Source organism: Mycobacterium montefiorense (assembly GCF_025823255.1).
GTDB classification, from domain to species: Bacteria; Actinomycetota; Actinomycetes; order Mycobacteriales; family Mycobacteriaceae; genus Mycobacterium; species Mycobacterium montefiorense.
On record NZ_JACKVL010000013.1, the window covers coordinates 1099638 to 1122081 of the forward strand.

The 22444-nt window shown below is 66.0% G+C and carries 17 protein-coding genes and 2 pseudogenes; 10 read left to right on the forward strand and 9 right to left on the reverse strand.

Going from position 1 to position 22444, the window contains the following annotated elements:
• Window positions 1–119 precede the first annotated feature (119 nt).
• The gene (uvrA, locus tag H7K34_RS18575; RefSeq protein WP_264063439.1) at window positions 120–3038 is read left to right on the forward strand and encodes an excinuclease ABC subunit UvrA; all 2919 of its coding nucleotides are present in this window, start codon (window positions 120–122) and stop codon (window positions 3036–3038) included.
• Between the two features lie 7 nt (window positions 3039–3045).
• Here uvrA and H7K34_RS18580 read toward each other — a convergent pair whose 3' ends face one another.
• Window positions 3046–4791, reverse strand: a complete 1746-nt coding sequence (locus H7K34_RS18580) for a serine/threonine-protein kinase PknH/PknJ (protein WP_264063440.1) — start codon at window positions 4789–4791, stop codon at window positions 3046–3048.
• 30 nt (window positions 4792–4821) lie between these two features.
• Entirely contained in the window at window positions 4822–5070 is a 249-nt protein-coding gene (locus H7K34_RS18585) for a hypothetical protein (protein ID WP_264063441.1), read from the reverse strand.
• 354 nt (window positions 5071–5424) lie between these two features.
• Here H7K34_RS18585 and H7K34_RS18590 point away from each other — a divergent pair, with 354 nt between their 5' ends.
• Window positions 5425–6642, forward strand: coding sequence for a fatty acid desaturase family protein (locus H7K34_RS18590; protein ID WP_264063442.1), 1218 nt, complete (start codon window positions 5425–5427; stop codon window positions 6640–6642).
• A gap of 35 nt (window positions 6643–6677) precedes the next feature.
• Here the strand turns inward: H7K34_RS18590 and H7K34_RS18595 are convergent, their stop codons facing one another.
• The 6 genes and pseudogenes from H7K34_RS18595 to lysX all read right to left on the reverse strand — a co-directional run bounded on the left by H7K34_RS18595 (window position 6678) and on the right by lysX (window position 13143).
• Window positions 6678–7553 (reverse strand): NYN domain-containing protein, encoded by an 876-nt coding sequence (locus tag H7K34_RS18595; RefSeq protein ID WP_264063443.1) that lies wholly within the window; start codon window positions 7551–7553, stop codon window positions 6678–6680.
• Complete coding sequence (locus H7K34_RS18600) at window positions 7550–7795, reverse strand: hypothetical protein (RefSeq protein WP_264063444.1); 246 nt, start codon at window positions 7793–7795, stop codon at window positions 7550–7552. The genes H7K34_RS18595 and H7K34_RS18600 overlap by 4 nt, the downstream gene beginning before the upstream one ends.
• Entirely contained in the window at window positions 7792–7959 is a 168-nt protein-coding gene (locus H7K34_RS26975) for a hypothetical protein (protein ID WP_372510811.1), read from the reverse strand. The genes H7K34_RS18600 and H7K34_RS26975 overlap by 4 nt, the downstream gene beginning before the upstream one ends.
• 78 nt (window positions 7960–8037) lie before the next feature.
• A pseudogene (locus tag H7K34_RS26980) lies at window positions 8038–8220 on the reverse strand (hypothetical protein); the annotation flags it as partial.
• A gap of 6 nt (window positions 8221–8226) precedes the next feature.
• Window positions 8227–9739, reverse strand: a pseudogene (locus H7K34_RS18610) (alpha/beta hydrolase).
• A 77-nt stretch (window positions 9740–9816) separates the two neighbouring features.
• Window positions 9817–13143, reverse strand: coding sequence for a bifunctional lysylphosphatidylglycerol synthetase/lysine--tRNA ligase LysX (lysX, locus tag H7K34_RS18615; protein WP_264063446.1), 3327 nt, complete (start codon window positions 13141–13143; stop codon window positions 9817–9819).
• A 460-nt stretch (window positions 13144–13603) separates the two neighbouring features.
• Here lysX and infC point away from each other — a divergent pair, with 460 nt between their 5' ends.
• The 4 genes from infC to H7K34_RS18635 all read left to right on the forward strand — a co-directional run bounded on the left by infC (window position 13604) and on the right by H7K34_RS18635 (window position 15714).
• Window positions 13604–14212 (forward strand): translation initiation factor IF-3, encoded by a 609-nt coding sequence (infC, locus tag H7K34_RS18620; protein WP_264063614.1) that lies wholly within the window; start codon window positions 13604–13606, stop codon window positions 14210–14212.
• Window positions 14213–14247: 35 nt separating this feature from the next.
• Window positions 14248–14442, forward strand: a complete 195-nt coding sequence (gene rpmI, locus H7K34_RS18625) for a 50S ribosomal protein L35 (protein WP_108922998.1) — start codon at window positions 14248–14250, stop codon at window positions 14440–14442.
• 85 nt (window positions 14443–14527) lie between these two features.
• A complete protein-coding gene (gene rplT / locus H7K34_RS18630) occupies window positions 14528–14917 on the forward strand; it encodes a 50S ribosomal protein L20 (RefSeq protein ID WP_264063447.1) in 390 nt (129 codons plus the stop codon).
• 5 nt (window positions 14918–14922) lie between these two features.
• Window positions 14923–15714, forward strand: a complete 792-nt coding sequence (locus H7K34_RS18635; protein WP_264063448.1) for a TrmH family RNA methyltransferase — start codon at window positions 14923–14925, stop codon at window positions 15712–15714.
• On the opposite strand, the gene H7K34_RS18640 is transcribed toward H7K34_RS18635, so the two are convergent.
• Entirely contained in the window at window positions 15711–16742 is a 1032-nt protein-coding gene (locus H7K34_RS18640; RefSeq protein ID WP_264063449.1) for an oxygenase MpaB family protein, read from the reverse strand. The two genes, H7K34_RS18635 and H7K34_RS18640, sit on opposite strands and share 4 nt — an antisense overlap.
• A gap of 288 nt (window positions 16743–17030) precedes the next feature.
• On the opposite strand from H7K34_RS18640, the gene H7K34_RS18645 reads away from it, so the two are divergent.
• The 4 genes from H7K34_RS18645 (at window position 17031) to pheT (ending at window position 22411) form a co-directional block, all read left to right on the forward strand.
• Window positions 17031–17822: an adenylate/guanylate cyclase domain-containing protein gene (locus tag H7K34_RS18645; protein ID WP_372510806.1), complete on the forward strand. Its 792-nt coding sequence runs from the start codon at window positions 17031–17033 to the stop codon at window positions 17820–17822.
• A gap of 57 nt (window positions 17823–17879) precedes the next feature.
• Window positions 17880–18701, forward strand: a complete 822-nt coding sequence (locus H7K34_RS18650) for a rhomboid-like protein (RefSeq protein ID WP_264063451.1) — start codon at window positions 17880–17882, stop codon at window positions 18699–18701.
• 156 nt (window positions 18702–18857) lie between these two features.
• Window positions 18858–19901 carry a phenylalanine--tRNA ligase subunit alpha gene (pheS, locus tag H7K34_RS18655; protein WP_108923010.1) on the forward strand — a complete coding sequence of 348 codons (1044 nt, stop codon included), beginning with the start codon at window positions 18858–18860 and terminating at the stop codon, window positions 19899–19901.
• Complete coding sequence (gene pheT / locus H7K34_RS18660; RefSeq protein ID WP_264063452.1) at window positions 19901–22411, forward strand: phenylalanine--tRNA ligase subunit beta; 2511 nt, start codon at window positions 19901–19903, stop codon at window positions 22409–22411. Before pheS ends, pheT begins: the two co-directional genes overlap by 1 nt.
• Window positions 22412–22444 lie beyond the last annotated feature (33 nt).

Genomic DNA, 22444 nt, shown 5'->3' on the forward strand with positions numbered 1-22444 from the left:
GGCCACGTTACTGGTCGCCGGGCAGGGATGGGTGTCTTGTCGGTGGGGGCACCTAGCATGGAATGCGCCGTGCGCAGTAGCCGCCGCTAGGCAAGCAAAGTTTCAATGAGAGGGGCAGCGTGGCTGACCGCCTGATCGTCAAGGGTGCCCGTGAGCACAACCTGCGCGGTGTCGATCTCGACCTGCCGCGCGACTCGTTGATCGTCTTCACCGGGCTGTCGGGATCGGGCAAGTCGTCGCTGGCCTTCGACACCATCTTCGCCGAGGGGCAGCGCCGCTACGTGGAGTCGTTGTCGGCGTACGCGCGCCAGTTCCTGGGCCAGATGGACAAGCCGGACGTCGATTTCATCGAGGGTCTGTCGCCGGCGGTATCCATCGACCAGAAGTCGACGAACCGCAACCCGCGGTCGACGGTCGGCACGATCACCGAGGTTTACGACTACCTGCGGTTGTTGTACGCGCGCGCGGGCACGCCGCACTGCCCGGTTTGTGGCGAACGGATCGCCCGTCAGACCCCGCAGCAAATCGTCGATCAGGTGCTGGCGATGGAAGAGGGCATTCGATTTCTGGTGCTCGCGCCGGTGGTGCGCACCCGCAAAGGCGAATTCGCCGACCTGTTCGACAAGCTCAATGCGCAGGGCTACAGCCGGGTGCGGGTCGACGGTGTGGTGCACCCGCTGGCCGACCCGCCGAAGCTGAAGAAGCAGGAGAAGCACGACATCGAGGTGGTGGTCGACCGCCTCACCGTCAAGGTCGCCGCCAAGCAACGGCTTACCGACTCGGTGGAAACCGCGCTGAACCTGGCCGACGGCATTGTGGTGCTGGAATTTCCCGACGATCGCGACGAGCATGACCACCCCCGCGAGCAGCGGTTCTCCGAGAAGCTGGCCTGCCCCAACGGACACCCGTTGGCGGTCGACGACCTGGAACCGCGCTCGTTCTCGTTCAACTCGCCCTACGGCGCCTGCCCCGAATGCGTGGGCTTGGGAATCTGCAAAGAGGTTGACCCGGATCTGGTGGTGCCCGACCCCGAGCGCACCCTCGCCGAGGGCGCGGTGGCGCCGTGGTCGGCGGGGCACACCGCGGAGTACTTCACCCGGATGATGGCCGGGCTCGGCGAGGAGCTGGGATTCGACGTCGATACGCCATGGCGCAAGCTCCCGGCCAAGGCCCGCAAGGCGATCCTCGAGGGCTCCGATCATCAGGTGCATGTGCGCTACCGCAACCGGTATGGCCGAACCCGCTCGTACTACGCCGATTTCGAAGGCGTGCTGGCATTCCTGCAGCGCAAGATGGAACAGACCGAGTCCGAGCAGATGAAGGAACGCTACGAAGGCTTCATGCGTGACGTGCCCTGCCCGGTGTGTGAGGGGACGCGCCTGCGGCCCGAGATCCTGGCGGTGACGCTGGCCGCGGGGAACCGGGGCGCGAAGTCCATCGCCGAGGTCTGTGAGCTGTCCATCTCGGACTGTGCTGATTTCCTCAACGCGCTTACCCTGGGCGCGCGCGAGCGGGCGATCGCCGGGCAGGTGCTCAAGGAAATCCAGTCGCGGCTCGGCTTTTTGCTCGATGTGGGGTTGGAGTACCTGTCGCTGTCCCGGGCGGCCGCCACGCTGTCCGGCGGTGAGGCGCAACGCATTCGGCTGGCCACTCAGATCGGCTCCGGCCTGGTGGGCGTGCTCTACGTCCTCGATGAACCGTCGATCGGGCTGCACCAGCGCGACAACCGCCGTCTCATTGAAACCCTCACCCGGCTAAGGGGATTGGGTAACACGCTGATTGTCGTCGAGCATGACGAGGACACCATCGCGCACGCGGACTGGGTTGTCGACATCGGGCCGGGCGCCGGTGAGCACGGCGGCGAGATCGTGCACAGCGGGACCTATCAGGAGCTGCTGCGCAACCGGAAGTCGATCACCGGGGCTTACTTGTCGGGCCGGGAAAGCATTGCCACGCCTACGCATCGGCGTTCCGTCGACCGGAAGCGTCAGCTCACCGTCGTCGGCGCCCGTGAGCACAACCTGCGCGACATCGACGTGTCGTTTCCACTCGGTGTGCTGACCTCGGTAACCGGTGTGTCCGGTTCGGGCAAATCGACTTTGGTGAACGACATCCTGGCGGCCGTACTGGCCAACCGGCTCAACGGCGCTCGGCAGGTGCCGGGCCGGCACACCCGGGTCACCGGCCTGGACCATCTGGACAAGCTGGTGCGGGTGGACCAATCGCCGATCGGCCGCACGCCGCGCTCCAACCCGGCCACCTACACCGGGGTGTTCGATAAGATCCGCACCTTGTTCGCCGCCACTACCGAGGCGAAAGTCCGTGGCTACCAACCGGGTCGGTTCTCGTTCAACGTCAAGGGCGGTCGCTGCGAGGCGTGCACCGGTGACGGCACGATCAAGATCGAGATGAACTTCTTGCCCGACGTGTACGTGCCGTGCGAGGTATGCCAGGGCGCCCGGTACAACAGGGAGACCCTCGAGGTGCACTACAAGGGCAAGACGATTTCCGAAGTGCTGGACATGTCGATCGAGGAAGCGGCGGAGTTCTTCGAACCGATCAGCGGCATCCACCGCTACCTGCGCACGCTGGTCGACGTCGGCCTCGGCTACGTCCGGCTGGGCCAGCCCGCGCCGACGCTGTCCGGGGGAGAGGCGCAGCGCGTCAAGCTGGCGTCCGAATTGCAGAAGCGATCGACCGGGCGCACCATCTACATCCTCGACGAGCCCACCACGGGGTTGCATTTCGACGATATCCGCAAGCTGCTCAGCGTCATCAACGGACTTGTCGACAAAGGCAATACGGTCATCGTGATCGAGCACAACCTGGACGTGATCAAAACGGCCGACTGGATCGTCGACATGGGTCCGGAGGGCGGTGCCGAAGGCGGAACCGTTGTCGCACAAGGCACCCCGGAGGATGTCGCCGCGGTGCCCGAAAGCTACACCGGGAAGTTTCTCGCCGAGGTCGTCGGGCGCAGCACCGCGGCGGTCAGTACCCCGTCGCGACCGCGCCGGCGGCGCAAAGTCAGCGCTTGATCGGTGCTTAGCGGGGCAGCCGGGCCGCCATCATGTTGGCGATCTGCCTGGCCTGGTTGATGGTTCCGGGTGCGCAGACGTTCACGTCGAAGACCACGTTGGATACGGCGGACAGCACGTGCTGGCACACCAATGGGCTGTTGGCCAGCGTGTGCTGCAGGGCGATATTGGGCGGATTGCCGCTGAGCTGCCCGAAGGTCCATTCGAATGTGGTTTTATTGCTGACCTGAGTGACGGTTCTTCCGGCGCAGTCCCGCCATTGAGGCGCCTGGGCCGACACAAATCCCTGGGCTTGGGCGGCGGACGCGAAAACAACCGCGCCCTGAGCCACGACGTAGGCGGGATTGCTCTGCGGCTTCTTCAGCAGCTGGGCGAGCACCCCGGTGTAGCCGCTGCCGTTGTATGTCGGGGCTTGAAAGCCGATCAGCGCCGCAAGGCACTTGTCGTCCGACAACGTGTCGCCCGGGTCGAGATTTACCATCTCGGATTTGCTGTGGTCGACGACGATGCCGGTGGTGGCGACGATGGTATTGATTTGCTCCACCGGAACCAGAAGCGAATCCAATTGTGCCGGAACCACTGTCGGGGCGGCGGTGCTACCGGTCACGATGGTCGTGCTCGGAGCCGGAGCCGGGGCCGCGGTGGTGCTGGTGACGGGACGATCGGACTGGGCAGTGCCGGATTTGCGCGCCGCCAACGAGATCCCGGTGCCCGCGACGGCCGCTACGACCACCACAAGCGCGCCGAAGATCAGGCCCAGTCGGCGTTTGGGCGGCGGGTACGGCGCGATGGGCTGGCTGAGGGCCCAGCCCGGTGACGGCGCCGGTGCGGGCTGGCCCCAGAACTGCCCGACACGCGGCGGCGGGGCGAAGTGCTGGCTGTGCTGGATCAAGTCGGTCGCCCGGTGCTGATCGGGAGTGCTCAGCGCGCGCAGGGCGGCCTGAGCGAGATCGCCCGCGGTGATGTAGCGATCGTTGGGGTCTTTGGCCATGCCGCGCGCGATGACGTCGTCGAATGCCGCCGGGATGGCCGGATTTCGTCGGCTGGGCCTTGGGGCCGGCTCCATCAGGTGTGCGGCCATCAGACTGCTGAGGCTATCGGTCTGAAAAGGCGTTGTCCCCGTAAGGCATTCGTACAGAAGGGCGGCCAGAGCATAGATGTCGACGCGGTAGGTGACGTCGTCCTTACCGAATCGTTCAGGTGCCATGTAGTTCCAACTGCCCACAGCGGCACCGGTTTTGGTAATGCGCTGGTCGGTAGCGGCCGCGGCGATGCCGAAGTCGACCAGGTAGGCGAAGTCACCCTCGGTGAGCAAGATGTTTTCGGGTTTGATGTCGCGATGGATGACCCCGGCGCGGTGGGCGGCATCCAATGCGGAAGCGACCTGCTCGGCGATTGCGACCGCGCGCGGGGGCGGCAGCGGCCCAGTGCGGTTCAGCACCGCGCCAACGTCTTTGCCGTCGATGAAGCGCATATCGATGAACAGTTGACCGTCGATTTCGCCATAATCGTGAATGGGCACAATGTGCGGTTCCTGTAGCCGGCCCGCGGTCTGGGCTTCGCGTTGCATGCGCCGCCGAAAGACGTCGTCGGAGCTGACTTGCTCGGATACCAGCTTGAGCGCCACCACGCGATCTTTGATGGTGTCGTAGGCCTCGTAGACCTCGCCCATTGCGCCGCGGCCCAGCAGCCGGCGCAACTGGTAATGCCCGAATCGGCTACCGACCCGGGAATCGGGCCGCGCTTGGTTCATCGATGTCCCCCCGGCGTTAAGCCAACTGTTCTAACCCTCATCCGTGCGCATCGACTCACGGATCTGCGCCAGCCGTTCGGCCGCGGCGCGTTGGCGCTCGTCGTATTGCTCGGCGACGGAGCGGCCCTCCGGGGATTCGGCGTCGAGTTCCGCGTCGCCCAGCGACGTCGCGTAGTGGCCTTCGATTTTCTCACGCACCGATTCGAAGGTGGGGACGCCCGCGCTGTCGTACCCGGGGTCGGGCGGGGCGGTGCTGGGGTTTGCTGGTTCGTCGGGCATATTCGCCACGCTACTGCCGCGCGGGCCAATCCCGCCGCTCGCGCCCGAGATAGTGCACCGATTGGGTATGGCAGGATCAACAGTCATGCGCATATCCGCATATCCTAAGCCTCATGTAGCGTCGGAGGTCTACCCAGGCCCAGGGGGTCACTCAAGTGCTCCACCGGCGCTACGGACCAGTAGGTTCCCAGGAATTTTCGCTCTGCTGATTTCGCGCCAGTCCTGTTCTTGCGCGCGCCACGACCACCCAAGAGATGGGACGTCACCCGAATGCTGCCGATGGCAAACTCCTCGCGCCTGCGAGTTGCTGTGCATGCCCGCCACGCCATCGCGCGCGAAGCGCGTTGAGCCTCAATGGCCATCACTGAAGTCCCCGAATACGCCCACCTGAGTGATTCGGATCTCGACGAGTTCGGGGCCGCCTTGGAAGCGATCCGCCGCGATATCGAATCCTCGCGCGGAGCCGGCGATAGGGCATATATCAAGCGTGCCATCGCGTTTCATCGAACCCTAGAGATGGCGGCGAGACTAATCATCGGCGCTAGCAAGGGCAAGGTCGGCTTGGCTGTCGGAATCGCCGCACTGGCCGCGGCGAAGTGCATAGAAAACATGGAGCTCGGCCATAACATCAGCCACGGTCAATGGGACTGGATGAACGACCCGGAAATTCATTCCACTACCTGGGAGTGGGATATGGCCAGTCTCAGCTCGCAGTGGCAGAACTCCCACAACTATCGCCACCACGTCTTCGCGAATGTGGTCGGCGTGGACGACGACCTCGGGTTCGGAGTCCTTCGGGTAACTCGAGACGAAAAGTGGCAACCGGTTTCTTTGGTGCAGCCGCTGCGCGCGATGCTGCTGGCGCTGTTGTTCGAGTGGGGCGTCGCACTGCATTGCTTGTATTCCGTACAGGAGCGCGAGACGACGGCCGCCGGTAAGTCCGCTCACAAAGCAGCGCTTGTCCGCAAGATCGCTCGCCAGGTTGGCAAGGACTATGTGCTGTTTCCTGCGCTGAGCCGTCGGCGGTGGTACCGCACGCTGGGAGCCAATGTGATCGCCAACGGACTGCGAAATGTGTGGGCGTTCGTGGTCATTGTCTGTGGCCACTTCGCGGACGGAGCGGAAAAGTTCACGCCGTCGGTCTTGCAGGACGAGACGAAGTCCGAATGGTATCTGCGACAAATGTTGGGAACCGCGAACTTCCGCGCCGGGCCAGTGCTTGCGTTCATGAGCGGGAACCTCTGCTTTCAGATCGAACATCATCTTTTTCCGGATCTGCCGAGTAACCGTTACCGTGAAATCGCCGAGCGCGTACGTGCTTTGTGCATTGGCTACGACTTGCCCTACACGACCGGTCCGTTGCATCGTCAGTACCTGCTGACCATGCGGACCATCTGCAAATTGGCGTTTCCGGACCGGTTTCTTACCGCGACCTCCGACGACGCGCCAGAGACCGCATCCGAATACAGGTTTCGGGACGTCGTGCCACCGTCGCAGGCAGCAACGGTGGGTAACGAAAGAAGACGAAGCGGATTGGCAACAGCAATCCTGGCGCGCACCGATCGGCGCTAGCTTCCAGATCGGTTGATCGTGAACGAGATACGCCGCTACGGAGTCACCTCGCCGCGCAGCCGCACCATCCGTGTTGTGCTGGTTTCGTCGAGGTCGATGTGATCGCTGCGGGAGCGCAGGAAGTCGCTGAACGATTTGAAACCCAACGCCTTTTCGCTGAACGACGGGTCCATCCGTTTCATTTGGGCTTTGACCGCCGAATTATGGAGCCACTCGGCGTCTTCCTTCTCCTGGCCGATACGCAGCGCACGTTCGAGTAAGTCGGTGGCGGCGGCCTGCGGATCGGCGGGCGCCGGCTCGTCGTCGTCGGATTCGGCCGGACTCGGACGCCGGTGCTTCTTAGTTTCGGGGGATTGCGCTGCGTCCGTGGGGATCCCGGGCAATGCATCGTAGCTGACGAACTCGTCGCAGGCCGCGGCCAGGGACCGACTGCTCGCGCCGGCTACCCCGATGCCCACGACGTAGCGGCCAAGGCGTTTGCATCGCTGGGCCAGCGCAATGTAATCGGAATCGCCGCCAACGATGACCGCATGCGTCAGGTCGGGCAACCGGAACATATCCTCGACAGCATCCACCGCTAGCCGGATGTCGGCGCCGTTCTTCCCGTACGCGGCAGCCGGGAACAGTTGAACGAGATCGACTGCGCGGCCGACAAGCTGGCTATGGTAGGCGGCATTGACGTCGGCGGACCAGTCCGCGTAGGCCCGAGTGAGCACCAGGGTGCCGAACGACGACGCGAAGTCGATGATGGCACCGACATCCACGGTCGCCGACCGCAGCCGATCCTGGTCGAGGCCCTTCGTCTTGTCCTTCTGGAACGAGTTGCGCCCGTGTACCTGGTCGTAGCGGGAGATCACGATGTTGTCGAAGTCGAGGTAGACGGCGACGCGCGTCGGGCCGGATTCGGTCATCGTGAATGCGCCTGCTGGACGGCCGGCTCGTGGTCGGCGGCGGCAGCTGGCTGACCCGTGATCGGCCCGGTCAGCCGCCCTGCCTCGAATGCGATCATCCGGTCATCGTGCGCCATGAAATCCCACCGATCAAGGTTGCGGTCAGCGTACCGATCACAGCGCGAACCAAAAAGCAGCGCCAGCGCCGCATCGAGTCCCGGTGCGTAGAAAGTGGTTGCGCGCCAGTCGGTTCCGTTGCTCATGCGGAATCCTGCCGTTCGCGCTCGAGATAGCGCACCATCTGCTCCCAATAGACCAGGGTGAGCGACATCTGCAATGCGATCGCAACCGCCGCGGGCAGCGCCCGATGACGGCGGGCGGCGACGACCGCGACCAGCGCCGACGCCGACGTCAGACCACTGACCACGGCGGCTGGGTCACGGGGCCGGCGGGTGATCCACAGTTCCTCGCCCAACATCGCCCGCGTCGACCAGGCCCGTACCTGACGGGGTTTGCCGAAGACGAACGGATTGGCCGCCATCCACAGCGCGAGCCACACCGCGTGGCTGCGCCGCCGTGTCCATGCCGGCACCAGGATCAAAGGCGTGCTGGCCCAGCGCGTCCACGCGCTCCACGGATTGCAGTGCCGGGCGAACAGTGCTCGTCGGAACCGCGCAATCGAGAGCACCCGCGGTTACCTCGTCGCGGTGTTGGAATGCTGCGCCGGAACCACCACAGGCACTGTCGAAGACACGTCGACAGTCGGTGCGCCGGGCAACGGGGCGCGGCACGCCGGGAGTGCCCAGCTGGCCGGCCAGCCACGGCAGCGCGGCCGCGAAGACTCGGTCGGCGAACGGCCAGTCGTGCTTGCCGGGTTGGGGAAGCACGGCGCAATCGATGCCATTGGTCCGGCCCAGCGCACACAGCGAATAGGCGGCCGCAGTCTGGTTGCCCGGGTTGGCGTCGGCCTCGCGTCCCGCGAGACGCATCGCGGCGGTGTCCGCGATCGCGACGTCGCGGTGTGCCGCGGGCGGGCCGTCGGAAGAGATCGCGAACCAACCGGACACGTCGTGGTACGGGCCGTGCCGGTTGATCACGGTGCTCGGGTCGAATGACGCCCAAGCGTCGGCGTTTCCGCCGAACAGCCGGCTGATGGTCTGCGCCTTGTTGCCGGCATTCGGGAAGAAGTCGCCGGCGACGTCGACGAACGCGCTGAACATGTCCGGGTGCATTACGGTCAAGTCCACCGCGCAGGTTCCGCCCATCGACCAGCCCGCCACACCCCAGTTGGAGCGGTCAGGGCTGACTCCGAAAGTCGAGACCATATAGGGGACAACATCTTTGGTAAGGTGATCGGCCGCATTACCGCGAACTCCGTTGACGCATTCGGTGTCGTTGTTGAAAGCCCCGCCGGAATCCACGAACACCAGTACCGGGGCTTCGCCGTTGTGAGCAGCGGCGAAGTCGTCGATCGTCTTGATCGCGTTGCCCGCACGCGTCCAGTCCGCGGGTGTATTGAACTGCCCGCCGATCATCATGATCGTCGGCAGCGCCGGCGGCGGGCTGTCCCCCGCAAGCGGGTGGTGGCGCCAGTCGAACCATTCGGGCGGCAGGTAGACCAGCTCGCCGCGGTGCTTGAAATGCGATGCGGACGAGGGGATTACCACCGGCACCACGCTGCCGTGTGACGGACGGCTTCCCTTGGCGGCCATCGCGGTAACGGTGGCCTGATCGGTCTGGTCGGGCACCGGGCCGGAGGTGAGCTGACCCCATGCGGACTGCACGGTGGGGAAGTAGCCGACCCACAGATTGAGCACCAGCGCGGCGCTCAGCACGCAGAGCGGTACCGACGCCAGGGCGGCGCTGCGTTGCCAATTGCGGGCGCCGCGCCAGCCGGTAAACAGCGCCGTCGCGGCCACACCCGTCAGCGCGATCCAGAGCCACAGTCCTGCCGGCGCCGGTTCGTCGGACAGGCCCCGATCGACGATGTACCAGTGCGTCCCGTATGCCAGCGCGCCGCCGATCGCGGCCGCCAACGGCAGGCACACCATCCGCCAGCGCCGCGATCGCCAGCCGATGGCCAGCGCCAGCACGATCGCCGTGACGACCTGGACCGCTATTGGTACCCAGCCGTGCATCAGCGAGGTATGACCGGTTGCCAATAACTGTCCGGTGGCATCGGGCGCCGGCGCTGTCACGCGATCCATTGTGATGGATCCTTAACAATCCCGGAACGCAATCACTCAATGTTTCCGATGCGATCACTGGGTTTTCCGGCCGCCGGCTAATGCGGCTTGGCCAGCGGAAATGGCAATGTCTCGCGGATGCTGCGGCCGGTTATGAGCATCACGAGCCGATCGATACCCATCCCGAGCCCGCCGGTCGGCGGCATCGCGTATTCCATGGCCTGCAGGAAGTCTTCGTCGAGCTCCATTGCCTCTGGATCGCCGCCAGCTGCCAGCAGGGACTGCGCGAGCAGCCGGCGCCGCTGTTCCACCGGATCGGTGAGCTCGCTGTAGGCGGTGCCCAGCTCGACACCCCAGGCCACCAGGTCCCACCGCTCGGCCACCCCAGGTTGACTGCGGTGTGGACGGGTCAGCGGTGAGACCGACGTCGGAAAGTCGATGTAGAACGTCGGCGCCTCGGTCCGGTCCTCGACCAGGTGCTCGTAGAGCTCGAGCACCACGGCCCCGGCGTCCCAGTGGTCGCGATAGGGAAGGTGGATGCGGTCGGACAGCTTGCGCAACGCGGTCAATGACGTGTCCGGGTCGATCTGTTCGCCCAGCGCTTCGGAGACCGCGTCGTGCACGGTCTTCACCGGCCACACACCGGAGATGTCGACCGGTTCCAGCCGGGTGTCGCTGTTCGACGCGTCGCCGGGCCGCAGCACGGTCTGCGCGCCGTTGGCGGCCTCGGCGGCGTTTTGGATCAGCTCGCGGCAGCCGTCGATCCACACCCGGTAATCGGCGTGCGCCTGGTAGGCCTCCAGCAGCGTGAACTCCGGGTTGTGGCTGAAGTCGACACCTTCGTTGCGGAAGGCCCGGCCCAGTTCGAACACCCGCTCCACGCCGCCGACACACAACCGCTTCAAGTAGAGCTCGGGCGCGATACGCAAGAAGAGATCCATGTCATAGGTATTGATATGAGTGACGAACGGGCGGGCGGCGGCTCCGCCGTGGATCGGTTGCAGGATCGGGGTTTCCACCTCGATGAAGCCCTTGGCGAACAATGTTTCCCGCACCGAGCGCAGCACGCCGCTGCGGGCCGTGACGAGGTTGCGCGACTCGGTATTGACCGCCAGGTCGACATAGCGGGTGCGCACCCGTGCCTCGGGGTCGGTCAGCCCGTTCCACTTATTGGGCAACGGCCGCAAGCACTTTCCGACCATCCGCCAGTCGTTCACTATCAACGAGCGGGTTCCGCGCTTGCTGAAACCCATGTGCCCGGTCATCTCGACCAGGTCACCCAGATCAATGGCCGCGGTGAAATCGGCGGTCCGGCCGGCTTCCAGCCGCGAATTATCCAGCAGCACTTGCATTTCGCCTGACCAGTCACGGAGCTCGGCGAACAGCACGCCGCCGAAGTCACGTATCCGCAAGATGCGGCCCGCTACCGAGACGGTGTCCTGGTCGTCGGTGTCCAGCGCCTGCGCGACGGTGTGGCTGGGTGGCGATCCCACCGGGTAGGCGTCAATGCCCTTGCGCTGCAGCGTCCTTAGCTTGGTCAGGCGCACCCGCACCTGTTCAGGTAGCCGGCGCCGGTACTCCTCGGAGTCGACCTCGTCACCGCGTTGCAACCCGCTGACATCCGGAGCCGATCCGTCTTCGTGCAGCAACCCGGATTCCGCCAGCCTTTGCGGCACGGCGGGATGGTGCCCGGTATGCACCTTGTCGCGCCGGCTGAAAGGCAACACCAGGAACCCTTCGGCCATGGCCGAGGCGACGCCGACCCGGGGGATCAACCGGGCGTCCTCGTAGCAGGCGTAGCGCGGCACCCATTCGGGTTGGTATTTCACGTTCGATCGATACAGCGTCTCGAGCTGCCACCATCGGGAAAAGAACAGCAGGAACCCGCGCCACAACCGCGCGATCGGACCGGCGCCGAGTTGCGCCCCCTGCTCGAATGCCGACCGGAACATGGCGAAGTTCAGCGAAACACGGTTGATTCCAAGCCCTTCCGCATTCAGGGCAAGTTCGCTGACCATGAATTCATTGGTGCCGTTGGGGGATTGCGGTGAGCGGCGCATCAGGTCCAGGGAGACTCCGGTGCTGCCCCACGGGACCAGCGACAGCATCGCGGCCACCTGGCCGTCCCGATCCAGTGCCTCGACCAGCAGGCAATCGCCGTCGGCCGGATCGCCCAAACGGCCAAGTGCCATGGAAAACCCGCGCTCGGACTGGGTATCGCGCCAGGCATTGGCACGCGAAATCGTCTCGGCCATCTCTTCTGCGGTGATGTCACGGTGCCGCCGGACGCGAATCGTCAGCCCGGCCCGGCGCGCTCGCGTCACGGCCTGGCGCACCCCACGCATGTCCGGGCCGGACAGCTTGAAATCGGCGGTTCGCAGGATGGCCTCGTCGCCGAGCTCTAGGGCATTGAGGCCGCGTTCGCGATAAGCCTGGGCGCCCAGCGAACTGGCGCCCATCACGCCGGGTGCCCAGCCATAGGTCTTGCACAGCGCCAACCATGCGTCGACGGCCTGCGGCCATGCCCTGGGATCGCCCACCGGGTCGCCACTGGCCAGGCAGACGCCGACCTCGACCCGGTAGGTGATCGCGGCGCGTCCACTGTTTGCGAACACCACCGACTTGTCGCGACGGGTGGCGAAGTAACCGAGGGAGTCGTTTTTGCCGAACAGCTCCAGTAGTCCGCGGATCGCCGACTCGTCCTCGCCGGTGAGCGCGTTGTCCGCGCGCTGGGATTGGAACAGCACAATCGCGGCCGCGATCAGCGCGAGGGCGCCGAACAGCCCGAATATCGCATTGAGTAGGAGGTGCGGTTTGCCGGTGAACAGGTCGGGATCCGCGAGAGCGAACCCGACCACCCGGTTGGCTACATACGGCAGCCGGTCCTGTCGGGCAAGTGTTCCGGGGAACAGCTCGACCAGGCCCCAGGACAACAGGATTCCGATCACGTCCCCGACGACGAGGACGGCCGCCGCTTTGAGCAGCGCGGCCCGTCGGACCTTGGCCCAGAACTCCCGATAGCTCAACACCAGCAGGACAATCACGACGATGTGCATCGCGAACCCGAGGTTCTCGCCGAACGTTTCGGCCGCGGTGTTGTCGCCGGCGGCGATATCGGCGGCGTTCAAAAATGCGGCGAGGACCATTTGGCCGAGCAGCACCCACCAGGCGATGCGTTTGCGGGCGGTCAGCGCCGCCGCCAGCAGCGCCAGGATGAACGACCACGCGATGCTGGTGTCGGGAAAGTTGAACAGGTAGTCGTTGATGAATTCCCGTGGAGCCTTGATCAACCAACGGAGCAATGGCGACACGCTGGCCAGCAAGGACAGCGTGGCGATGACGCCAACGGTCCAGCCGGTCGCCGCCGGTACCCATCGATACCGGGAATTCGACCGGCTGCCTGAACGAGGCTTTGCGACAGTCACAGACCGCGAGGATATGCCTTCAACCCTTGCAATGCCTGGCGAAGCGCCAAGAGTGGTCGAGACTAGTTGTCGGTCCCGGGCGCAGCGCGATGGCGCAGGCCAGACGGCCGTACTCGGAGGCAGCGGGCGGCTCGGATGCTCAGAAGATGCCTGATGGCTGCTAGACTTGCCTCCGCGACCATCCCGGCTATTGCCTGGGACAGTTAAGTGGAGTCCCACTCCCACCGCTAGCCGAGGAATTATTTCAAGGTGCAGCGGTCCGGTCACCGGCACCGCGAGGTGCCTGTTTCGCGCTTTGGCGCGGACGGCTTGAAAGCGTTTCAGGCCGTGATCGGTCGGCATTGGGCCCTGCTTATGCAGGGCTTTTTTGCTGATGTGGTGTGTTTCCACCGCTGCATCCCGACGGGCCCAGGCACCGGTCGTAGCGAGATGACGACACAAGCCCAACAAGGGAGGCCCCATCAGCACTGAGACCCGCGTCAACGAGCGCATTCGCGTACCTGAAGTCCGATTGATCGGCCCAGGGGGAGAACAGGTAGGCATCGTGCGCATCGAAGACGCATTGCGCGTCGCCGCGGACGCCGATCTCGACCTTGTCGAAGTTGCCCCTAACGCCAGGCCACCGGTCTGCAAGATCATGGACTACGGCAAATTCAAGTACGAGGCGGCGCAAAAGGCGCGTGAATCCCGCCGGAACCAGCAGCAGACCGTGGTCAAAGAGCAAAAGCTGCGACCCAAGATCGACGATCACGATTACGAGACCAAGAAGGGCCACGTAATTCGCTTCCTGGAGGCGGGATCGAAGGTGAAGGTCACCATCATGTTCCGCGGACGTGAGCAGTCGCGGCCCGAGCTGGGCTACCGATTGCTCCAGCGTCTGGGCGGGGACGTCGCCGAATACGGATTCGTCGAAACGTCGGCCAAGCAGGACGGCCGCAACATGACGATGGTGTTGGCACCGCACCGGGGCGCGAAGACACGCGCCAGGGCGCAGCATCCGGACGACCCGAGGCCCCAAGCGGCGCACGACGTTGACGAAACCGGCGACACCGCTGCTTCACCGAACTGACCCGACAGCGAGAACAAGCGAGAACTAGAGGAAACATGCCTAAGGCCAAGTCCCACAGCGGGGCGACCAAGCGATTCCGGCGCACCGGGACCGGCAAGATCGTCCGCCAGAAAGCCAATCGCCGGCACCTGCTCGAGCACAAGGCGAGCAAACGCACCCGCCGGCTCGATGGCCGCACCACGGTCGCAGCCAATGACACCAAGCGTGTCAAAGCGCTGCTGAACGGCTGACCTTCCAACAAGCCGAGTGCCGGGCCAAGGCCTATCTGCCACCGGCAACCCGACCATTTACGTCTGAACGAGAGTAGGAACACCCATGGCACGCGTGAAGCGGGCAGTCAACGCCCACAAGAAGAGGCGCAGCGTCCTGACGGCCTCGAAAGGCTACCGCGGCCAGCGGTCTCGGCTCTACCGCAAAGCCAAAGAGCAGCAGCTGCATTCGCTGCAGTACGCCTACCGCGACCGCAGGGCGCGTAAGGGCGAGTTCCGCAAATTATGGATTTCACGGATCAACGCGGCGGCGCGCGCCAACAACATCACCTACAACCGGCTGATCCAGGGCCTGAAGGCTGCGGGCGTGGAAGTCGACCGCAAAAACCTTGCCGAGATTGCGATCACCGATCCGGCGGCCTTCACGGCGCTGGTCGATGTCGCTCGGGCGGCACTGCCCAAGGACGTCAACGCCCCCTCCGGAGAAGCTGCTTAACCCCGGTGCTCACGGAGCGCTCGGCCCGGGTGGCCGCGGCGGTCAAATTGCATCGCCATGTGGTGCGACGGCGGTCGAACCAGTTCCTGGCCGAAGGCCCCAATCTGGTCGAGTCCGCTTGCGCGCGCGGACTTGTCCGCGAGGTATTCGTCACCGAACTCGCGGCGCAGCGGTACGCGACATTGCTGGCCGCCCAGCGGTGTCCGGTCCATGTGGTCACCGAGCGCGCCGCAAAAGCCTTGTCCGACACCGTTACTCCGGCCGGGCTGGTGGCGGTGTGCGACCTGCCGGCGACCGGACTGCGCCAGGCGCTGGCCGGCTCGCCACGGCTGGTTGCCGTTGCCGTCGAGATCAGTGAGCCGGGCAATGCGGGCACGCTGATCCGTCTCGCCGACGCCATGGGCGCCGTGGCGGTGATCCTCGCCGGGCACAGCGTTGACCCCTACAACGGCAAGTGCCTGCGCGCGTCGGCCGGCAGCATCTTCTCGCTTCCGGTCGTCTCCGCTCCCGACGTCGACGCGGTCTTCACCGCGGTACGTTCTGCCGGCCTGCAGGTGCTGGCCACCACCGTCGACGGCGGGACGCGCCTGGACGAGGCCGACGAGCTGCTGAGCAGGCCGACGGCTTGGCTGTTCGGCCCCGAATCGCACGGCCTGCCCGAAGAGATCACCGACCAGGCGGACCAACGTGTGCGCATCCCGATGTCGGGCGGTGCCGAGAGCCTCAACGTGGCCGCCGCCGCGGCGATCTGTCTGTATCAGAGCGCCCAGGCTCTGGGTGTTCTGCAGCGGTTTTAGGCGGCCTTGCGACGCCCACGGGCGGGGCGCAGCCCGGCCAGCGAGAGCGTGGTGTGCACCAGCGACCCGGCCCGCTCGATCAGCGACTTAGTGCGAAGGGAACCCGGGGGAAAGTAGTGCATCGGCAGCCCGCGGCGGTCGCGCGGCGGTGCCATGAACTCGGGCGCCTCGACGAGCGGCGCGTTGATCGGGGCCCGGCCCTCGGCGCGGCGGTAGGCCGCCAGCGCCCGCGGGTGCAGCCGGATCTCGTCGGGGACCGCGAGGAAAGCCAGCGCGATCAGCTTGCCGAACACGCGCAGCAAGATCTCGTCGCCCGGCGTCCAGCGCATGCCCGCCTTCTCGCGCACCGCGGGGTCGAATAGCCCGGCCGCGATCCAGCGCTGACCGGCCACCAGCGGCTTGAACATCTGATCCCAGATCGGCGTCGGCATCAGGATGAACTTCGGCTTCGGGATGCGAATTCGGAAGATGTCCAGCGTCGCCTGGTTGAGCTCCAACTCGTCGCGGCAGACCCGATCCCAGTACTCCTGGAATTCCTCCCAGGATTGGGGCACCGGCCGCATGCTCATCCCATACATCCGGTACCACTGCACGTGCTCGTCGAATAGCTGGCGCTTCTCGGCCTCGGTCAGGCCACCGCAGAAGTATTCGGCGACTTTGACGATCAGCATGAAGAACGTGGCGTGCGCCCAGTAAAAGGTCTCGGGGTTGAGCGCGTGGTAGCGGCGCCCTTCGGCATCGATCCCCTTGATGGTGTCGTGGAAGTGCTTGATCTGCGCACCGGTCAGCGCCGCGCGATCGCCGTCGTAGACAACGCCCATGATCGGGTACACCGATCGGGCTACCCGCTGCAGCGGCTCGCGCAGCAGGATCGAATGCTCCTCGACGCCCGCACCCAGCTGTGGGTACATGTTCTGGATCGCCCCGATCCAGACGCCCATCATTCCGGTGCGCAGATCGCCAAAGTACTTCCAGGTCAGGGAATCTGGCCCCAGCGGATCAGCGGATGTAGTCGATGCGGTAGTCATCACGACCCCCTACTTGCTCACTGTGCTCACGATAACTTTGACAACGTATGTTGTCTACGTTTTCGGGGCACGGCACGCGAAGCTGTTACCGAGATTCCACAGCGGTGTGGCACCGTCGTGATCAGTGGGTTTGATGCGACGTGTGACACAACCGGACGGCCGTCATTGCCCGGGTCTGCCGAAACTACTTACCCTTGCCAGGTGGAACTCGCGCCGCGCGATCCGGATCCGGGCGAGGCCCCTGAAACAGAGCGGGAATCGGTGACGACGGCGGCGCCCCGATCGCCGGTGTCGAAAAGCGCCGCGGCACAGTGGTGGCAGACCGCCAATCGCAGCCCGGGTGTGGTGGCGTTCGTCCGGCGGGCCCGTCGGATGCTGCCCGGCGACCCCGAGTTCGGTGATCCGCTCTCGACGGCAGGTGACGGCGGCCCGCGGGCGGCGGCTCGAGCCGCCGACCGGCTGCTGGGGGATCGTGACGCGGCGTCGCGCGAGGTCAGTTTGAGTGTGCTGCAGGTGTGGCAGGCGCTGACCGAGGCGGTGTCGCGACGGCCGGCGAATCCGGAGGTGACGCTGGTCTTCACCGATCTGGTCGGCTTCTCGACATGGTCGTTGCAGGCCGGTGACGACGCGGCGCTGACCCTGCTGCGCCAGGCGGCGCGGGCCGTGGAGCCGCCGCTGCTTGATGCGGGCGGCCACATCGTCAAACGGATGGGCGACGGCATCATGGCGGTATTACGCCATCCGGACGTCGCGGTGCGGGCCGTGGTGGCCGCCGACCAGGCGATGAAGTCGGTCGAGGTGGCGGGGTATCAGCCGCGGATGCGGGTCGGGATCCACACCGGCCGGCCGCAGCGATTGGCCGCCGATTGGCTCGGCGTCGACGTCAATATCGCCGCTCGTGTTATGGAACGCGCCACAAAAGGCGGCATCATGGTATCGAATTCGGCGCTGGATCTGATCCCGCAAAGCGAGCTGGACGCGTTGGGCGTGGTCGCTAAACGCGCACGTAAATCGATGTTTTCACCAAAGACTCCGGGCATTCCGCCGGACTTGGCGATCTATCGGCTCGAATACTCTTAACAAGTTGACAGCGTCCCATCACGGGGACGAAACAATTTAGCCGTCATAATGGATTCAATGTTTGGGGGATTCTTTTCCCGGCTTGCCCGGGTCCGGTTCACCGTGGGGTACGTAACGGTTCTGCTTGTGGTGAGCTGCGCCATTCTGGTGCTCGGCCAACATGCGCACGACGTCATCGTCCAGCGCGCCAGCACCAACCTGCACAACCTGGCGCACGGACGCGTGGGCACGCTGCTGGGCAGCGCTCTCGTCGTCGACGCCGGTCCGCTCTACTTCTGGTTGCCGTTCCTGACCTGCCTGCTGGCTCTCGCGGAACTGCATCTGCAGACCATTCGGCTGGTGGTGGCGTTCCTGGTCGGCCATATCGGCGCGACGCTGGTCGTGGCCGCCGCTCTGGCCGCCTCGGTCGAGTTCGGCTGGCTGCCGATATCCGTTGCCCGGGCCAGTGACGTCGGGATGAGCTACGGCGCGCTCGCGGTGCTCGGCGCGATGACGGCGGCGATACCCCAGCGGTGGCGGCCGGCGTGGGTCGGCTGGTGGATCTCGGCGGGCCTGGCCTCGGCGATCATCGGCGCCGACTTCACCGATGCCGGGCACACCGTCGCGGTGATCCTGGGCGTGCTGGTATCCGCCCGCTTCCGTCAGCCGATCCGCTGGACGCCGGTGCTGATTGCGATGTTGGTGGCGTCCTCTGGCTTCGGGTTCCTAGTGCTGGCACACGATTGGGGGACGATGGCCGCCGCGCCGGTCGTCGGTGCCCTCGGTGCGTTCGTGGCGTACAAGATCGCGCAGCTGCGGGCCGCGGGCAGCACGCCGCCGGCTTCGGCGGCACCCGACGGGGACGCGCTGGCCGACCTGCGGCCGGTCCTGGTCGGCTGACCGGCACCGGCCATCGCGCCGCGCTGGGCAAGCGCGTTCAATTTACTAAAGTGAAGTCACATATGATCGGCACTCCACCCGTGCCGCGCTCAAGCCCGCCCGTTCGGCGACGATCCGGTCCGGAACAGCCTTCGTCAGCAAGGAGAGTGCCGCCGCGTGGGTGATCAACCCGTCGACCTGTCGCCGGAAGCGTTGGCCGAGGCGGTCAATGCCGCCCGCGGGGCTTTGGCCGGAGCTGGCAATCTGGACGCGCTGGCACACATCAAGACCGAGCACCTCGGCGACCGCTCGCCGATTGCGTTGGCCAGACAGTCGTTGGGGACACTGCCCAAACAGGAGCGTGCCGACGCGGGTAAGCGCGTCAACACCGCACGCGGCGAGGTTCAACGCAGCTACGACGAACGGCTGGCGGTGTTGCGTGCCGAGCGCGACGCCGCAGTGCTGGTCGCCGAAAGTATCGACGTGACACTGCCGTCGACGCGCCAGCCGCCCGGCGCCCGGCACCCGATCACGATCCTGGCCGAACACGTCGCCGACACCTTCATCGCGATGGGTTGGGAGCTGGCGGAGGGCCCGGAGGTCGAAACCGAACAGTTCAATTTCGACGCCCTCAACTTCCCGCCCGACCATCCCGCGCGCAGTGAGCAGGACACCTTCTATGTCGCGCCGGAGGATTCCCGGCAGCTGCTGCGCACTCACACCTCGCCGGTCCAGGTACGGACCCTGCTGGAGCGTGAGCTGCCGGTCTACATCGTGTCGATCGGCCGCACGTTTCGCACCGACGAACTCGACTCCACCCACACGCCGGTGTTCCATCAGGTCGAGGGCCTGGCGGTGGACCGCGGTCTGTCGATGGCGCATCTGCGCGGCACGCTGGACGCGTTCGCGCGCGCCGAGTTCGGCCCCGAGGCGCGCACCCGGATCCGGCCGCACTTCTTCCCGTTCACCGAGCCGTCCGCCGAGGTCGACGTGTGGTTTGTCGGCAAGAAAGGCGGCGCCGGTTGGGTGGAGTGGGGCGGCTGCGGGATGGTTCACCCAAACGTGTTGCGAGCCGCCGGAATTGATCCGGAGGTTTATTCCGGCTTTGCATTCGGCATGGGCCTGGAACGCACCCTGCAGTTCCGCAACGGCATTCCCGACATGCGCGACATGGTCGAAGGTGACGTCCGATTCTCGTTGCCGTTCGGGGTGGGTGCTTGATGCGTATTCCGTACAGCTGGTTGCGCGACGTCTTGAATGCAGGGACGGCCGCCGGGGCGCCGGGGTGGGAGGTCAGTGCCAGCGACCTCGAACAGACGCTGGTACGCATCGGCCACGAAGTCGAGGAAGTCGTCACCCTTGGTCCGGTCGACGGCCCGCTGAGGGTGGGCCGGGTGTCCGCCATCGAGGAACTCACCGAATTCAAGAAGCCGATCCGCGCCTGCCTGGTGGACGTGGGCGAGGGCAAAGACCGTGAAATTGTCTGTGGTGCAACCAACTTCGCGGTCGACGATCTGGTCGTGGTGGCGTTGCCGGGTGCCACGCTGCCCGGCGGTTTCGCCATCGCCGCTCGCAAGACCTACGGCCGTACCTCCGACGGAATGATCTGCTCGGCATCCGAACTCGGCTTGGGGACCGACCATTCCGGGATTCTGGTGCTGCCGCCGGGAACCGCCGAACCGGGTGCTGGCGGCGCCGAAGTTCTGGGGTTGGACGATGTGGTCTTCAACCTGGCCATCACCCCCGACCGCGGCTACTGCATGTCGGTGCGCGGCCTGGCCCGCGAGATCGCCTGCGCCTACGACTTGACTTTCGTCGACCCCGCAGAGGTGAAGCCGTTGCCGGCCGACGGTGAAGCGTGGCCGCTGACAGTGCAGGCGCAGACCGGTGTGCGCCGGTTCGCGCTGCGCCCGGTTACCGGGATCGACCCCGCCGCGGTGTCACCTTGGTGGCTACAGCGCCGGCTGCTGCTGTCCGGCATCAGGGCGACCTCCCCGGCCGTGGACGTGACCAACTACGTGATGCTGGAACTGGGCCACCCGATGCACGCCCATGATCGCAACCGCATCACCGGCGACTTCAAGGTCCGCTTCGCCCGGGCCGGCGAGACCGTCGTCACGCTCGATGACATTGAGCGCAAACTCGATCCGGGCGACGTGCTGATCGTCGACGACGTCGCGACGACCGCGATCGGCGGCGTGATGGGGGCGGCGAGCACCGAGGTGCGCGCCGATTCCACCGACGTGCTGCTGGAGGCCGCGGTGTGGGATCCGGCCGCAGTTTCGCGCACCCAGCGGCGCCTGCACCTGCCCAGCGAGGCTGCCCGTCGTTACGAGCGCACCGTCGACCCGGCCATCTCGGTGGCGGCGCTGGACCGGTGTGCGGCGCTGCTGGCCGAGATCGCCGGGGGAGCGGTATCGCCGACCCTGACCGACTGGCGCGGCGACCCACCGGTGGGTAACTCGGCCGCCGATTGGGCCGGGTCGCCTATCTCGATCGCCGCCGACTTGCCGGACCGATTCGCCGGTGTGGCATACGCCGCGGGAACGACCGCCCGGCGCCTCACTCAAATCGGTGCTGCGGTAGCCGAAAACAGCGACACGCTGATCGTGACACCGCCGAGCTGGCGGCCCGATCTGTTGCAGCCTGCGGACCTCGTCGAGGAAGTCTTGCGACTGGAGGGCCTCGAGGTCATCCCGTCGGTGCTGCCGTCGGCGCCGGCGGGCCGCGGCCTGTCGCGCAAGCAGAAACGCCGCCGCGCAATCGGTAAGTCACTCGCGCAGTCCGGCTATGTCGAGATCCTGCCGACCCCGTTCCTGCCCGCCGATGTGTTCGATCTGTGGGGCCTACCGTCCGACGATCCGCGACGTACCACGACGCGGGTGCTCAACCCGCTGGACACCGACCGCCCGGAGCTGGCCACCACGCTGTTGCCAGGGCTGCTGGAAGCATTGGGCCGCAACGTATCCCGAGGCCTGGCCGACGCCGCGCTATATGCGATCGCGCAGGTGGTGCAACCGAGCGAGCGCACCCACGGCGTCGAGCTCATCCCGGTGGATCGCCGGCCGACGCAGGACGAGATCGCCATGCTCGACGCGTCGCTGCCCCGGCAGCCGCAGCATGTCGCCGCGGTGCTGGCCGGGCTGCGCGAACCGCGGGGCCCCTGGGGGCCCGGCCGTGCAGCCGACGCCGCCGACGCTCTCGAGGCCGTGCGAATCATCGCGCGTGCCAGTGGAGTTGACGTCACGCTGCGCGCGGCCCAGTACCTGCCGTGGCATCCCGGCCGGTGCGCCGAGGTCCTCGTCGGGGAAACCATCATCGGCCACGCGGGCCAACTGCATCCCGCCGTCGTCGAGCGGTCCGGCCTGCCCAAGGGCACCTGCGCCCTGGAGCTCGACCTCGGTGCGCTTCCGATCACCGAGCTGCTGCCGGCGCCCCAGGTGTCGCCCTTCCCGGCCGTCTTCCAGGACGTCAGCCTGGTGGTAGCCGCGGACGTCCCGGCCCAGGCGGTGGCCGACGCGGTGCGCGAGGGAGCCGGGGAGCTGCTGAAAGACATGCAGCTCTTCGACGTGTTCACCGGCCCGCAAATCGGCGAGGATCGCAAGTCGCTGACCTTCGCGCTGCGGTTCCGCGCCCCGGACCGCACGCTGACCGAAGACGACGCCAGCGCGGCCCGCGATGCCGCTGTGCGTCACGCCGCCGAGGCGGTGGGCGCCGAACTGCGTGCGTAAGCCCGCGGCCAGGCCGGGAATGGATTTGCAAAC